Here is a 16,122-nt window from a genome sequence, read left to right as displayed (position 1 = left end):
TGGCGCGAATCGCCCTGATTCGAGACGATTCGGGGCGCGTTGCGCCATATAGACGGGCTTGGTCAGGCGCGGAGCGCCTGGATGAGCGTGCGGATGAGGCTGAGGATGCCGCCGTCGGCGCGGAAGCGCGTCAGGCCCTCGCTGACCTTCGCGCCCGTGCGCGCCGTGACGAACCACGGCGGTGTGGGCAGGATCGTCATCCGGCCGCCGCCGTTGAGCACCGGCAGCGAGCGCGGGAACGGCCGGAACGGGCCGCGCACCACGGAGCGCTCCACGTGATCGAGCAGCAGGGCGTTGTGCACGACCCCGATGCCGCTGCCGACATCGTCGATCGTGTTGCCGGGGAACGCGCCCCAGGTCAGCGTCGGCGTGATGAAACCGACCGCGGTCCATGCGTTGATCGCGATCGACCCGTAGCGCAGCTCGGCGATCGCCCTTTCGAACCCCGCGCCCAGTGACCGCTGTGTTGCGGGGTCGATGATGACGTTGGCGCCGAGGGTGCCCTGCAGTTCATCGTTGGCGTGCGCGACGGCGGCGTCCAGGAATGTCTGACCGATCCCGGGGGCCTCGACGACGCCCAGCACGGGCGCGAAGTACTCCGTTGTCTGCAGGGCGGCGGCATCCTCGCCCGACTCGATCTCGACGAGCAGGCGGTCGGCGAGCACCAGGGCATCCGGGTAGTCCTCGCCCGCCTGTCGCATCCGCGAGGGCGATCCGGGGTACCAGATCGGTCGTTCCGGGGCGCCCGCGTAGGCACGGCGCAGCGCGGCACGGAACTGCTCGGCCTGCGGCCAGTCGGAGGAGATGATCACGACCTGGCCGGCGATGCAGTTGTGCCCGCCGTTCTGCAGTCGCATGGTCGCGACGTGCTCGGCCTGGAATGTGAGGTCGGCATCGGTCCACTCGCCTGGTACGACGATGATGGGCGAGACGCCGCCCAGCTCCGCGGTGATCGGCTTCTTCAACTGCGGCCGGTTCTCGCGCCTGCGACGGCGCGCCGCCGGTCCCTGGCCCCACACGATCGTGTCGAACGTGGCGGCGGACCCGGTGATGTGCACGTGCACGAGGTCGCGATGCCCGGTGAGGTATGCGCCGACGGCGGGACCGCCGCGCACTATGCGCAGGAAGCCCGGCTCGATCAGTGGGGCGAGCGCCCGCTCGAACACGGGCACCAGGGCATCCTGTGTGGGGTTCACCTTCAGCAGCGCCACGCGGTTGTGCGCGAGCAGTTCGTAGACGACGTCGAGGACGGGGATGGAGGTGATGTTGCCCGCGCCGAGCACCAGGCCGACGCCACCGGATGCCGCCGGCGTCAGCTGTGCGAGGCCGGCGGCGCTGCGTGCGGTCTTCGGGGTGATGCCGGGCTCGAGCCACACCTCGCCGGTGAAGCCCGACAGCAGGAACCGGTCGATGCCGGTCAGCGGGAAGGCGTCGATCTTCGTGCGACCGCCGGGCGCTCGGCCGATGCCGACGCCCTCCAGAGCGCTCTGCCCGGCCGCGAGCCTGGTGAGGGTGTCGGCGTAGGCGTCGATCGCGCCGAGCACCGAGTACGGACCGCTCAGCCACTCCTCCCCGCGCAGCGGATGACCGGGCCGCAGGCCCTTGGAATCGGCGGCGGTGTTCGCCCAGTCCTCAGTCACCGCGGCGACGCTGACGCGCAGCGCGTGCAGGAGTGTGACGCGCTGGGCGACGGTCAGACTCGCCCAGGTGCGCGATCCCTGCTGCAGCAGGGCGATGTCCGCGTCCAGAGCCGCGCGCTCGTCGTCGTCGAGCGCGGGGGGAGCGGATGCTGCGCCCTTCGGGGCGGAATCCTGCGCGGTGGTCACTGCGGCATCCTGAGTCATCATCGTCTCCTTCGGGATGGCACCCAGCCTACGGCGTGGTGGGACTGAGTTCCACGTGCGTGCGCCCTCATCAACGTCGGGCCACCATCGAAATGCCGAGCCACCAGGCGAATCGCGGCGATCTGCCTGGTGGCTCGGTGATTGCGTGGTGGCTCGCGAGGAGCGGCTCGCTCAGATCAGGGAGAGCTCGCGCAGCTTGGCCTCGACGTCGGCGTTGGAGGGCTCGACGTGGTGGCTTGCATCGGGGTACACGACCACGGGGATATTCGTACGACCCGAGATCTCCTTGGCGACGTCGGCAGCGGCGGGCTCCGCCTCGAGGTCGATGTAGGCGTACTCGATGCCGAGCTCGTCGAGCTGCTTCTTGGTGCGGCGGCAGTCGCTGCACCATTCGGCGCCGAACATGGTGATGGTGTCGGATGCGGGGGTGGTCATGCATCCAGCCTAAGGCCGCCGTGCTGGGTGGGGCGTGGGGATCAGAGCACCTTGGACAGGAAGTCCTGCGTGCGGGGCTCCTTCGGGTGGTCGAAGATGTCGGCCGGTGCACCCGACTCGACGACATTGCCATCGGCCATGAACACCACCCGGTCGGCGACCTCGCGGGCGAAGCCCATCTCGTGGGTGACCAACACCATGGTCATGCCGGACGCGGCGAGGTCGCGGATCACCTGCAGCACCTCGCCGACCATCTCCGGGTCCAGCGCGCTGGTCGCCTCGTCGAAGAGCATGATCTCCGGGCTCATCGCCAGGGCCCGCGCGATCGCCACGCGCTGCTTCTGTCCACCGGAGAGGGATGCCGGCCTGGCATCCACCTTGTCGGCCAGGCCCACCCGCGTGAGCAGCTCGACGCCGCGCTGGCGCGCCTCGGCCTTGCTCTGCATCCGCAGCTCGATCGGCGCCAGCGAGACGTTCTCCAGCGCCGTCATGTGCGGGAACAGGTTGAAGTGCTGGAACACCATGCCCACGCGCTGGCGAACCGCGTCCAGCTGCTTGCCCTTCGCGACGGCGATGTTCTCGCCGACGATCAGCACCTCGCCGCTGGTCACCTCCTCCAGCCGGTTCAGGCAGCGCAGCAGCGTCGACTTGCCCGAGCCGGAGGGGCCGATCACGGCGACGACCTCGCCGTTGGCGACCGTCAGGTCGATGCCGGTGAGCACATGGTTCTTGCCGAACGACTTGTGGAGCCCGCGCACCTCGATCGGGTCGCCCGACGTGGTCGTGACAGGGCGCGTGTAGGTCGGTTCATTGTTCGTCATGATCATCCCTACTTGTTGAACTTACGGTCGACCCAGTTGGACAGCACCGTGAGCAGCCAGATCACCACGAAGTACATCGCACCGACGATGATCCAGATCTCGAACGAACGGAACGTCGAGGCGATCACGATGCGGCCCTGGTAGGTGAGCTCCGCGAAGCCCAGCACCGACAGCAGCGACGTGTCCTTCAAGGTGATGATGAACTGGTTGATGAGGTTCGGCGTCATGATCTTGAACGCCTGAGGCATCACGACGCGGCGCATCGAAGCGCCCCAGCCGAGGCCCAGCGAGCGCGAGGCCTCCATCTGTCCGGGGTCCACGGCCTGCACGGCACCGCGCACGATCTCGGTGATGTACGCACCCGCGTTCAGCGAGAGCGTGATCACACCGGCGGTCAGGGCGTCCAGCGGCTGACCGGTGACGGCCGGCACGCCGAAGTAGAAGAAGAACGCCTGCACCAGCACCGGGGTGCCGCGGAAGATGTTGACGTAGGCGCCGGCCAGAATCCGCAGGAACGGGTTGGTGGACAGCTTCAGGATGCCGAACACGATGCCGAGGATCATGGCGAACACGATCGCCAGGGCGGTCGCGAGCAGCGTGAGCACGAGACCATGCGACAGCGGGCCGATCGAGGTCTTCACGAGGGTCCAGAACGAGTTGTCCACCGCTTCGGTGTCATCGATCGCCAGGTAGCGGTCGATGATCTGCTGGTAGGCGCCGGTGTCCTTGGCGTTCTGGAGGCCGTCGTTGAACATCTTCAGCAGCTCGGCGTTGGCGCCCTTCGCCACGGCGAAGCCGTAGTTGGAGCCGGGTTCGGCATCGGTCACGATCTTCAGGGGGACGGCACCCGAGGCGATTCCGAACTGCAGCACCGGTGCATCCTCGAAGGTGGCTGCCGAGTTGCCGACGGCCACGTCGTTGTACATGTCGGCCGAGTCCTGGAACGCGTTGATCGTGAATCCGACCTGCTCGCTCAGCTGCTTGGCGAAGTCGTACCCGACCGTGCCGGTCTTGACCGCGACGTTCTTGCCCTTGAGGTCCTCGTACGAGGTGACGTCGCTGTCCTTGGACACCGCCATCTGCACGCCCGACTCGTAGTACGGGTCGGAGAAGTCGAAGACCTGTTTGCGCTCGTCGGTGATGCTCATTCCGGCGATCACGCCGTCGGCCTGTCCGGCCGTCACCGCCTGCAGCGCGGCGTCGAAGCCGAGCGTCTTGATCTCGACGGTGAACCCCTGGTTCGCGGCGATCGCGCGCAGCAGATCCATGTCGATGCCGATGTCCTTGCCGCCCACCTGGTAGATGAACGGCGCGAACGTGGTGTCGGTCGCGATCGTGAAGGAGCCGTTGGTCTGGGGTGCATCGGTCGCGAACGCGGGGTTCTTGGGCAGTTCGCCGGGCTTGCCCGGGTCGAGCTGGTCATTGCCGAGCACGGCTTTGCCGCCGCCGATGCCGGTCGCATCGGGAGCGTTGTCGCCGAGGTAGTCGTCGAGGATGCCCTGGTAGGTGCCGTCCTCGATGAGGTTCTTCAGGGCGGTGTTGAACGCCTTGCGCAGCGCCTCGTTGTCGCCCTTCTTCACGGCCATGCCGTAGCTGGACGCCTTCTCCTGGTCGGTGACGGTCTTCAGCGCGACGTTTCCGGTGGCGATGCCGTAGGCGAGGATCGGGTAGTCGTCGAACACTGCGGCGGAGTTGCCGGCGGTCACGTCGTTGTAGGCGTCGGAGGCGTCCTGGAAGCCTGTGACGGTGAAGCCGAACTCCTTGCCGAGCTTCTCGGCGAAGGCGAAGCCCTCGGTGCCGGTCTTGGCCGAGACGGACTTGCCTTTGAGGTCCTCGTAGCCGGAGATCGAGGTGTCGCTCGAGGCGATCGCCATCTGGATGCCGGAGTCGAAGTACGGGTTGGAGAAGTCGAAGGTCTTCTGCCGCTCCTTCGTGATCGACATGCCTGCCATCACGGCATCCGCCTGCCCGGCGGTGACCGCGGCGAGGGCGCCGTCGAAGCCGAGGACGTCGATCTCGACGTCGAAGCCCTGATCCTTCGCGACCGCCTTGATCAGGTCGATGTCGATGCCGCGCAGCTCGCCGTCGCGCTGGAACTCGAAGGGAGCCCAGGTCGTGTCGGTGGCGATCGTGAAGGTCTGACCCTTCACTCCGTCGTCGGCTGCGGCGGGCTTGGTGGCCGCGTTCGCGACGCCGACGGCGCCGCCGATCGTGAACAGCAGAATGAACATCGCAGTGATGCTCGCGAGCAGCGGGAGACGGTTCTCGCGCCACCAGTTCGCCGGTTGTCTGAGCAGAGTCATGGAGTCCTCTTCGTCGTCGTCGACCGTGTTTCCTGGCCTGTGCCACCCTATCGGGCGCTCCGAACGAGGCAAGGGTGACTCGGCGCACAGTGAAAGATGGCACGATTGTTCCCGCGTCGCATGAACCGGATGAGGGGGAGCACATGAGCGCCCCCCGCACTGTCACCGTGATCATTCCGACCTTCAACGAGCGCGACAACGTCGCCGAGCTGGTCGAGCGCACGGCGGTCGCGCTCGCCGGAGTCGACGCCGAGATCCTCTTCATCGATGACAGCTCCGACGACACCGCCGGCGAGGTCATCCGTGTGGCGGCATCCGCCTCGCTTCCCGTCCGTGTGATCCACCGTGAGCACAACACCGGTGGACTGAGTGGCGCGGTCGTGGTCGGGCTGACAGAAGCGCGCGGCGACGTGTGCATCGTGATGGACGGCGATCTGCAGCATCCGCCGGAGCTTCTTCCGGCGCTGCTCGCCCGCTACGCCGACGGGGGAGCGGATGTCGTCGCGGCGTCGCGCTACATCGGCGGGGGAGACTCCACGGGGCTGGGCACCGCAGTGCGCTTCGGAGTCTCGAAGGCCGCGACCGCCGTCACCAAGGCGATGTTCCTGCGCCGGCTGTGGCGCAGCACCGACCCGATGACCGGCTTCTTCCTCGTGGACCGCACCCGCATCGACTTCGACGAGCTGCATCCCCAGGGATTCAAGATCCTTCTGGAGATCCTCGTGCGCGGCGGCGAGCGGCGCGAGCTGCGCATCGCCGAGGTGCCGCTCGCGTTCGACGAGCGCCGTCACGGCACCTCGAAGGCCGGTCTGCGGCAGGGGGCGACCTTCCTCGCGCACCTCGCGCGACTGCGGTTCGGCAAGATGGGCCTGTTCGCCCTGATCGGCGGCATCGGCGCGGTCGCGAACATCGGCATCATGTGGCTGTTGACGCATCTGGGCGTGGACTACGTGCTGGCCGCGATCATCGGCGCCGCCGTCACCATCGTCGGAAACTTCGTGCTGCAGGAGCTGTTCGTGTTCCGTGAGGAGCGGCACGACGCCTCGCGACTCTGGGTGCGGTTCGCGGCATCAGCCTCGTTCAACACCGTCGAGGCGGCGCTGCGCATCCCCGTGATGGCGCTGATGGTCGAGACCTGGCACATCTCCAGCGTGATCGCCACGGCGATCTCGCTCGTGGTCGCGTTCTTCGCGCGCTTCCTCTTCCATGCGCTGGTCGTGTACGCCCCGAGGCGGCGGAAGGCGGATGCCGGGGAGATGCCGACCGACACGGCGGCGTCGCGCATCATCCGTGCGATCGATGCGGAGGCGATGCGTCCGGGCGAGCTGTGACGCGCGCTACTCTTGCCCGGTGAACGAGAACGCACCGGGGACGCGCTTCCGACTGCAGCGGATGCTGCCTCGAGATCCGAACGAACCGCACCGGGTGGCCAGTTCGCTGGAACTGTTCTTCGACCTGGTCTTCGTGATCGCCGTCAGCACCGCGTCGTCCGAGTTGCATCACGCACTGTCCGAGGGGCACGCCGCGTCCGGGATCGTGTCCTACCTGATGATCTTCTTCGCCATCTGGTGGGCGTGGATGAACTTCACCTGGTTCGCGACGTCCTTCGCCGTCGACGACTGGCTCTATCGGGTGCTCACGATCGTGCAGATGGGCGGGGTGGTCGTGCTGGCGGCCGGTGTGGGACCCGTGTTCGATGAGCATCACCCCGATTTCTCCGTCGTGGTGATCGGCTACATCGTGATGCGCGTGGCCATGATCGTGCAGTGGCTTCGAGCCGCACGCGGCGCGGGCGACGGGCGCCGTACGACCCTCGCCTACGCCTGGTGCATCGCCGTGATCCAGGCGCTGTGGGTGGGCTTCCTGTTCGTGCCCGATTCGGCGCGGCTGCTCGTGTTCGTCGTGCTCATGCTCGCCGAGATCTCCGTACCCGTCATCGCGGAGCGGCGCGTGCAGACGCCGTGGCATCCGCACCACATCACCGAGCGGTACAGCCTGTTCACCCTGATCGTGCTGGGTGAGAGCCTGCTGGCTTCGGCCGCCGCCGTCATCGGGGTCCGCGAAGAGGTCGACTCGCTCGGCCCCCTGATCTGGATCGCCATCGTCGCGCTGATCTCCGCCGCCGGGATGTGGTGGATCTACTTCTGGCCGCCGCACCACGCGGCCATCTCCACGATGTGGCGCTCACTGCGATACGGATACACCCATTACTTCGTGTTCGCGGCGGCCGCTGCGTTCTCCGCCGGGGTGGAGGTGCAGATCGATGCCCTCACCGGGCACACGGACCTCGACCCGGTGGCGGTGTCGTTCGCGACCAGCATCCCGATCGCCGTCTTCCTGCTGGGCATCTGGTTCGTCGCGATCCGCGAGAACGCCGACCGCGTGGTGAACACGGTGGTTCCGCTGGGTGCGGTGCTCGTGCTGCTCGACCCGCTGCTGCCGGTGCCGGTCACACTGACCGCGGTGATCCTCGTCGCGGTGGTCGTGGTGCTGGTGCTCCGCCCTCCGGTGCACAGGACGGTGGCCTGATCGGCGCCCGTCACGCTCAGCGAGACGGTGATATGCCGAGATCCCGGGGTCGTGGTTTGGCGCTAACGTGATCTCCGGAGGGGATCACAATGACTGCGAGTCCGTCAGCCATCGAGGCGTCGTCGCCATCTCGGGAAAGCGCGATCCCGCGCATCCCATCGACCGCGCTGGAGCGACCCGACGCGGAGGGCCTGCTGGAGACGCGAGCCAGTGTCACCGTGGTGAGCGGGATCGACGGCTCCGGCAAGACGACCGCGGTCGCGCGGTGGCTGCGCAGGTCCGCCGGACAGGATGCAGTGGTGTGGCTGAGCCTGATCAGCGACCTCGCCGATCGTGATCTGCTCCTCGACCTGCTGCGGCGACGTCTCGTCGAGGCCGGCGCACTCGACGGGGGAAGCGAGCGGATACCGGTGCTGGTGGCGCTCTCCGAGGCGCTGGACGCGCGCAGTGACCGCCGGGTCTACATCGTGCTCGACAATCTGCATCACCTCACGGACACCTCCCTCGCGGGCGACCTGATCACCCTCGTCAACTCCCACTCCAACCTCCATCTGGTGCTCATCACGCGCGGTCAGCACCGCTTCGCCTCGCGTGCGGCTGCGGAGTGCCAGAGTGTCACCATCGGCATGAACGAACTCCTGCTCGATGCCGGTGGCCTCGAACGACTCGCCCTGTCGCTCGGGTATTCACTGCCGGACGGGGAGTCCGATCGGCTGCTGCGCGATCTGGGCGGATGGTTCGGCCCGTCTCGACTGGCGATCCTGGCACAGAAGCAGGGCCTCGGCCCCGAGTACGTGGAGGACCACATCCGGGAGGTGCTGTCGGAGGCGCAGGATCACTGGACCGGTGTGCTCGCCAAGGTCGGCCTCGTCTCCCGGCTGGACGACGGCTTCATCGCGGACTCCCAAGACGTGCTGCCGCCCACCGCGCTCGACGGGTTCGTTCGGACGACGCTCCTGCACAAGGACACCACCGGCTACGAAGTGCGGATACCGGCCACGGTACGACGCGTTCTCACGGAGGACCTCTGGACGACGCGGCCTGCAGAAGCGCGGGACTTCCACCGGCGTCTCGCGGAGTGGTACTCGCTTCGCCCCGGGATCGATGCGGCGATGGACGCGTTCGAGCACGCGTGCGCGGCCGATGAGTACGTGCTCGTGCAGAGGCTGTGGGCCGACAACGTCCTCGGTCTGTTCGGTCGTCATCCCGCTCGGTTGGCGGCGGCGATCGCCCTGCTGCCCGCGGCGCGGCTCGAGCAGAACACGTCGCTGGCGCACACCCTCGCGATGACCAGGGTCATGCCCGACGTACCCGCACCTGAGGGCGATCGTCGCGTGCTGGGCACGATCGGAGCTCCTGTGGATCTGACGCCCGAACGGGCGCAGGGTCTGTCGGATGCCGAGGTGCTCTTCCTCGGCGCGGGGCAGATGATCAGGTTGCGGCTGCGGGGAAGAATCCGCGAGGCGCTGGAGTACGGCGAGCACATCGAGGCCCGGGTCGGACACATCAGACGTCATGAGGCACTGCACGCGCAGTTCGAGATGCAGCATGCTCTCAGCTGGACGCTGGCGGGTGAGCTCGAGCGAGCAGCCGTGCTCTACGAATCGGCCTGGCGCACGGCGAAAGACCATCCGAGCTATGTGGAGGCCAACTCCGCTGCCAACCTCGCACTGCTGCACACCGTGCGCGGCGACGCCGCCAAGGCTCAGGCCTGGCTGGACCACCATCGGCATGGATCCGGTGAGCAGTGGTGGGGCGCCCCGCTGGGCAGCGCGGGCGCGGTGATCGCCGAGGGAATGCGGGCACTCGATCGTCTCGATGAGTCCGCCGCGCGTTCGGCGATGCGGGAACTCGAGCCGCGGATGCCGGATCTGGAGCTGTGGCCGTTCGCGATGCAGCTGGTCGTGCTGACCGAGCTTCATTTCGGATGCGCCGAGGTCGCCGCGGCGACCTTGAACGGGGTCGTGCAGCGGCACCGCCCCAAGCCGGGCAGCGTCGCCAGGTCGCTGACGGACATCCTCGGCGTCGACGCGCACCTGGCGCGAGGCGATGTCCGTGCGGCGATGGGTGCTGTCAGCGTCCTGCGGATGCAGTCCTCGGAGGTGATCATCGCCCGCGCACGCGTCGAGCTGTTCGCAGGCCGCCCCGCACAGGCGGCCGTCACCGTTCGCCGGGCACTGTCGTCTACAGGGCTGACGGAGCGCGAGCGGTTGAACGCGCTGCTGATCCTTTTCGCGGCCGGCGCCCGCGGGAAGGATGGCGATCCGCGTCGTGATGAAGTCGGCGATCAGATCCGTGAGCTGCTGAGCCGCACGGGGGCGTGGCGGGCCCTGCGCCTGGTCCCGGCCGCACGGCTCGAGGATCTCGGGATTCCGGACCCGGCCCGCAGCGCATACGCCGCGGCGAGGGATGTCTTCTCAGGCACGGTGGGCTACGTCGACCTGACCGACCGTGAGCAGGAGCTCGTGCGCAGCCTGGCCGAGGGCCTGAGTCGCGTCGACATCGCGCGACGTCACAGCGTCTCCATCAACACTGTCAAGACGCAGTTCGCAGCCCTGTATCGCAAGCTCGGCGTCGCGGATCGGGTCGCGGCGGTGGAGCGCGCCGCGGCCGCGGGGTATCTCGACCCCCGAGGGTGATCCACGGGGTGAAGGTCGCTCGGCGGGCCCCTCGGATGGGGTGATGTCGTGCAGATCAAGGGTGATTCCGCGCCCCGCAGAGGGTGATTTTCTCAGGCCCCCCGATCACCGCCGCCTGGCCGCTGATTGACTCGGCTGCAACAGCATGCACCTGTCGCCCGTCGAGGGCGCCACCGGAGGGGATTCGAGCGTGTCAAGAAGCAAGTTCCGAGAAGATCACCGCAGTGATCAAGGGCGACGACGCGGGATGAGCCTGCTCGCGAGGCTGATGGCGACGGTGGTCGTGACAGCATCGCTGGGCACGGGCGTGTTCATGACGGCCGCCCCCGCGTCCGCCGCAGCGGGCGATGCCTTCGACCCGGCGACGCCGCTGGTGTTCATCGCACAGAAATCGCCGACACAGCTCTTCACCTCGGTCGTGGGCAGCGACGGCACGGTGACCTTCCAGGACGAGGGTCCTGCATCTGCGATCAACTACAACGCGATCGCCTACAACACCGTCGACAACTACATCTACGCCATCGGCGGCATCGGCACCAGCGCCGCCATCCCCGTTGGCTCGCTGCTCCGGATCGGCCAGGACGGCGTCGTCACGCGCGTCGGAACGCAGACGTACGGCGCATCGTTGCGCGGAGCCTTCGGAGCGGACGGCTTCTACTACATCGAGATCGACAATCAGATCCTCAAGATCAACACCACTTCGGGCGCGATCGTCAGCAGGCAGACTTTGACCGGCGCAGCGATGGTCGGTGCCGACTTCACATTCCTGAACGGCTACCTCTGGTCCTTCGGCAACGGCGCGATCACGCGCACGAACCCGCTGAACGGCGTCACCCTCCGCTGGCCACTGGCTCTGCCGGGCGGCAACATGGAAGCCGCGGGCGCGGCGTGGACGTACGGCAACGGAAACCTCGGCTTCTCCCTCAACGCTGCAGGCACCGTCCTGCAGGTGGCGGTGGCCTCGCCCGCTGCGGCGACTCCGACCTTCACCCTGGTGTCCACCCAGCCCGGGCCCTCCTCGAGCAACAACGACGGCGCCTCGAGCCCGGGTGCGCCTGTGGATCTCGCGATCGCCAAGTCCGGCCCGGAGAGCGTCGGAGCAGGCGGCTCCGTGACCTATGAGCTCACGGTCACCAACAACGGGCCGGGGGTCTCGAGCGGCTACATCGTCAAGGACACGATCCCCGCACCACTGACCGGCGCAACCACCCCCGACAGCGCGTGCACCGTGACCGCCGGCACTCTCACCTGCACCGGCGGCCGCCTGGCCGTGGGAGCGTCTGCGATCTACACCGTCACGGCATCGGCTCCCAGCGGTGCGACGAGCGGCACGGTGACCAACACCGCGACCGTCGCCGGCAACGAGCGCGACCTGGTGAGCGCCAACAACACCTCTGATCACACGATGCCGCTGGTGCCGCTGGTGACCTGCGCGGCGGACGGCAACCGCTTCAACACCGGCTACAGCGCAGCGAGCGGCGGCATCCTGCCGGACAACGCGAAGGACGCGAACTGGCAGGTCTCGCCCATGCTCCCTGCCACGGGAACCGTCAGCCCGCCGCCGGCAGACACCAGCTGGGCGCGCGCGAACGTCGGCAACATGGCGCCGGGTGCCTGGCCGGCCAGCCCCTACGGCAACGCGCAGTGGATCTCGCGCGAGACCATCGCGAACCCCTCCCAGGGGCCCGCGTCCGGCGACTGGTATTACCGCTACCAGTTCCAGCTCGATGACGGTGTGGATGCCGGAAAGTTCGCGCTGTCGATGAACTTCCTGGCGGACAACACCGTCGCGGAGGTCTTCGTGAACGGCATCGCCCAGTCGGGCAAGACCACGGGCCTGCCGCAGACTGCGCTGACCCCGCCTCGTGACGTGCTCAAGACCGGGTCGTACTACTACGGCGGCTTCGCTCTGGAGAACGCCGCGCAGACGACACTGGCGAGCGACTGGAAGACCGGTCTGAACACGATCATCGTCCAGATCCAGTCCGGTCCCGGATTCGAGGGCTTCCTGGCGCAGATGCGTCCGAGCGCCCTCTGCCCCCAGCCGGCGTACACGGTCACCAAGTCGGCATCGGCTGATGATGTGCAGCTGGGCGACACGCTCACGTACACCATCGAGGTCGCGAACACGGGCAACGTGCCCTTCACCGCTGAGACGCCGGCCACTGTGGTCGACGACCTCACCGGGGTTCTCGACGATGCCGCCTACAACGGCGATGCTGCGGTCTCCTTCTCGGGCAGCACGTCGTCGGATGCGCCGACCGTGAGCGGGGCGCAGCTGCGCTGGGCAGGACCTCTCGAGGTCGGCGAGACGGCCACCATCACCTACTCCGTGACTGTCCGCGACCGGAACGTGGGTGATGGTTCCCTCGACAACACCGTGGTGCCCGGTGAGCTCGGCGAATGCGTCAGGTGTTCGACCACCACTCCCGTGCAATCGTTCAGCGTGGTGAAGTCCGCCGACGCGACCGAGGTCGTGACCGGTGACGTGATCACCTACACGCTCAGCATTCGCAACACCGGTAAGGCGCCGTACACGACCGCTGACCCGGCCGCCCTCACCGACGACATGTCAGAGGTGCTCGATGACGCGTCGTACAACGGCGACGCCACGGGTGGTGCCGTCTTCGCCGACCCGACCCTGTCGTGGTCCGGTGCTCTCGCCGTGGGCGAGACCCGAACCATCACCTACTCGGTGACGGTCGGAGACGCCTCCGCCGGTGGTGACCGCAGGCTGAACAACGCGGTCATCACGACCAACGGCGGTGACTGCCCCGCCGGTACCGACAACGTGGCGTGCAACGTGCGCATCCCCTCGGGGGCGTACACGGTCGTCAAGACGGCATCCGAGTCCGAGGTCGAGCCGGGCGAGACGATCACCTACACCGTGACCGTCTCGAACACCGGTCAGGTCGACTACACCGCCGCCGAGCCGGCGTCGTTCAAGGACGATCTGTCCGGTGTGCTCGATGACGCCGCCTACAACGGCGACGCCACGGGCGGAGCCACCCTCAGCGGCGGGACCCTCTCGTGGGAGGGCGCCCTCGCCGTAGGGGAGACGAAGACGGTCACCTACTCGGTGACCGTGAACGACCCCGATCTGGGCGACCGGAACGTTCGCAACGCCGTGCGTCCGGCCAGCCCCGGTGGCGTGTGCGAGCAGGTCGAGGACTGCATCACCGAGACGGCCGTCCGCACGCTGACGCTGAGCAAGACGTCTTCGGCGACAGGTCCGGTGCAGGCGGGCGACGTGGTGACGTACACCATCACCGCCCGCAACAGCGGCACGGCCGACTACACCGCCCAGGATCCGGCATCGTTCGAGGACGACCTGTCGGGTGTGCTCGATGACGCCGTCTACAACGACGATGTCACCGGCGGCGCATCCGTCGCGGGCTCGGCTCTCACCTGGGCCGGTCCGCTCGCGGCAGGCGAGTCCGTGCAGATCGTCTACTCGGTGACCGTCGGTGCGGCGGGCAGCGGAGACGGAGAGATCCGCAACGCCGTGATCGGCACGGTCCCGGGGTCGACATGCGACGGCGACTGCATCACCGAGAACCCCGTGCGCGGGTACACGCTCGCCAAGAGCTCGGATCCGGCCGGTGACGTGAGTCCCGGTCAGACCGTGACCTACCGAGTCGTCGTCGCGAACGTGGGCGCTGTCGACTACACCGACGCCGACCCGGCATCCTTCACGGACGATCTGTCGAAGGTTCTCGATGATGCGACGTACAACGAGGATGCCGATGGGGAGGCGGTCGTCTCCGGCGACGTGTTGAGCTGGACCGGTGAGCTGGCCGCGGGCGAGTCGATCACCATCACCTACTCGGTCACGGTCAACCCGGTGGGCCAGGGCGACGGCATCCTGACCAACGCCGTGGTCCCGACGGGTCCCGGCGGTGACTGCGACGTCTGCGGCACCTCGAACCCCGTGAAGGCCTTCGCCTTCGAGAAGCTCGCGTCGACGTCGGTCGCGAACCCGGGTGACGAGGTCGTGTACACCATCACGGCGCGCAACACCGGCGCCGCGGCGTACACGGCAGCAGACCCGGCCGTGCTGACGGACGATCTGTCGGGTGTGCTGGATGACGCCGTCTACAACGGCGACGCGACGGACGGTGCCGTGTTCACCGAGCCGACGCTCGCCTGGGCGCTCGAGCTGCCGGTGGGTGCGACGAAGACGGTGACCTACACGGTGACCGTCGGGGCGCACACGACTGGTGATCAGCACCTGCGCAACGTGGTGTCGTCGCCGGACCCGTCCGGCGCGTGCACGGAGCCCGATGGCTGCTTCACCGACACGCCGACGCGTTCGTTCGGGGTCACGAAGACCGCGAGCACCGACAGCGTCAAGCCCGGTGAGAAGGTGACGTACACCGTGGTCGTGACGAACACGGGCGAGGCGGCCTACACGGACGACAGCCCGGCGGCCTTCACCGACGACATGTCGGCGGTGCTGGACGACGCGTCGTTCAACGACGATGCCACGGGCGGCGCCCTGTATGCGGCTCCGAGGCTGACCTGGGCCGGCCCCCTCGAGGTGGGCGCCTCGGCGACCATCACCTACTCGGTCACGGTGAAAGCCGCCGGCGCCGGAGACGGCAAGCTGGAGAACGTGATCGTGACCCCGGCAGGCGGAAACTGCCTGACGGGTGCGGATGACGATGCCTGCGGCACGACCACGACCGTGGACCGGCCGGGCACGCTGCCGCAGACCGGGCAGGAGTGGAACCTGGTGGGTCTCGTCGGCGGTGCGGCAGCACTGCTCGCGGGTCTGGCTCTGATCCTCATCCGGCGTCGTCGCGAAGCGATCTGACATCACGCGGTGAGAGGCGGGTCGGTACTCCTCGGAGACCGGCCCGCCTCCTTCCGTGAAAGGAGTTCTTGAATGCGCATTCATCGCCGCACGCTGTCGAAGGCGGTGCTGGCCGCGCTGCTGTCGGCCCCGATTCTCTGGGCGGCACCGCTTCCTGCCTCCGCAGTGCAGGGGACCGAATCATCCGAATCATCCGCACAGGCAGAGCTCTCGGTGACTCTGACCGCGGACCAGGACGTCGTCCGTTCGGGAGACGAGGTGACGCTCACCGCCACCGTGTCCAACACGGGAACCGTCGAGGTCCCTGTTCGCACCGTGCTCGAGCTTCCCCCGTACGTGTCGGTGGCGGATGCTTCTGATGGCGACGTCGAGGGCTCGCACCTGACGTGGGAGGTCACGCTCGGCGCAGCGCAGGAGCAGACCTGGGAAGCGGATGTCGTCATCGGGTCGATACCGGACGGCGAGGTGCGGGTCACTTCGGTGCTGAGCGCGTTCGTCGGCGATCAGGAGCGTGCGCTGGTTCGCACCGCCCACGCCGCGTCGATTCACGGGGTGGCCGACACGCCGCGGCCCATCCCGGTGGATGCTGTGGAGGAGTCCACCGTGAACCTCGGCCTGATCGCGGTGATCGCCGTGCCGGTGGTGCTGCTCGGCGGCGGTGGACTGTGGTGGTGGCGACGCCGAGCGCGCGCAGAGGCAGCGGCCAGCGCGGGATGACGGACTCCGGCCGAACGT

At 67.9% G+C, this 16,122-nt stretch carries 9 protein-coding genes; 5 read left to right on the top strand and 4 right to left on the bottom strand.

The annotated features are described in order from the left end of the window. Positions 1-62: 62 nt before the first annotated feature. The 4 genes from QF046_RS09160 to QF046_RS09145 all read right to left on the bottom strand — a co-directional run bounded on the left by QF046_RS09160 (position 63) and on the right by QF046_RS09145 (position 5,403). Positions 63-1,844, bottom strand: coding sequence for an aldehyde dehydrogenase family protein (locus tag QF046_RS09160; protein WP_373425756.1), 1,782 nt, complete (start codon positions 1,842-1,844; stop codon positions 63-65). A gap of 171 nt (positions 1,845-2,015) precedes the next feature. Further along, positions 2,016-2,279: a glutaredoxin domain-containing protein gene (locus QF046_RS09155; RefSeq protein ID WP_307368844.1), complete on the bottom strand. Its 264-nt coding sequence runs from the start codon at positions 2,277-2,279 to the stop codon at positions 2,016-2,018. A gap of 41 nt (positions 2,280-2,320) precedes the next feature. Beyond that, positions 2,321-3,100: an amino acid ABC transporter ATP-binding protein gene (locus QF046_RS09150; protein ID WP_307368842.1), complete on the bottom strand. Its 780-nt coding sequence runs from the start codon at positions 3,098-3,100 to the stop codon at positions 2,321-2,323. Positions 3,101-3,108: 8 nt separating this feature from the next. Continuing rightward, positions 3,109-5,403, bottom strand: a complete 2,295-nt coding sequence (locus tag QF046_RS09145; RefSeq protein WP_307368838.1) for an ABC transporter substrate-binding protein/permease — start codon at positions 5,401-5,403, stop codon at positions 3,109-3,111. A gap of 143 nt (positions 5,404-5,546) precedes the next feature. Here QF046_RS09145 and QF046_RS09140 point away from each other — a divergent pair, with 143 nt between their 5' ends. The 5 genes from QF046_RS09140 (at position 5,547) to QF046_RS09120 (ending at position 16,104) form a co-directional block, all read left to right on the top strand. Then, on the top strand, positions 5,547-6,734 hold the full coding sequence (locus QF046_RS09140; protein WP_307368836.1) for a glycosyltransferase family 2 protein: 1,188 nt from the start codon (positions 5,547-5,549) through the stop codon (positions 6,732-6,734). 19 nt (positions 6,735-6,753) lie between these two features. Beyond that, positions 6,754-7,932 (top strand): low temperature requirement protein A, encoded by a 1,179-nt coding sequence (locus QF046_RS09135; protein WP_307368833.1) that lies wholly within the window; start codon positions 6,754-6,756, stop codon positions 7,930-7,932. Between the two features lie 89 nt (positions 7,933-8,021). Continuing rightward, the gene (locus QF046_RS09130; protein ID WP_307368829.1) at positions 8,022-10,571 is read left to right on the top strand and encodes a LuxR C-terminal-related transcriptional regulator; all 2,550 of its coding nucleotides are present in this window, start codon (positions 8,022-8,024) and stop codon (positions 10,569-10,571) included. A gap of 247 nt (positions 10,572-10,818) precedes the next feature. Beyond that, positions 10,819-15,387, top strand: coding sequence for an LPXTG cell wall anchor domain-containing protein (locus tag QF046_RS09125; RefSeq protein ID WP_307368827.1), 4,569 nt, complete (start codon positions 10,819-10,821; stop codon positions 15,385-15,387). 72 nt (positions 15,388-15,459) lie between these two features. Continuing rightward, positions 15,460-16,104, top strand: a complete 645-nt coding sequence (locus QF046_RS09120; protein WP_307368824.1) for a hypothetical protein — start codon at positions 15,460-15,462, stop codon at positions 16,102-16,104. Positions 16,105-16,122: the final 18 nt, after the last annotated feature.

The sequence above is a fragment of the Microbacterium sp. W4I4 genome (assembly GCF_030816235.1).
Lineage (GTDB): Bacteria > Actinomycetota > Actinomycetes > Actinomycetales > Microbacteriaceae > Microbacterium.
This window is presented reverse-complemented; position numbering and strand designations above follow the sequence as displayed.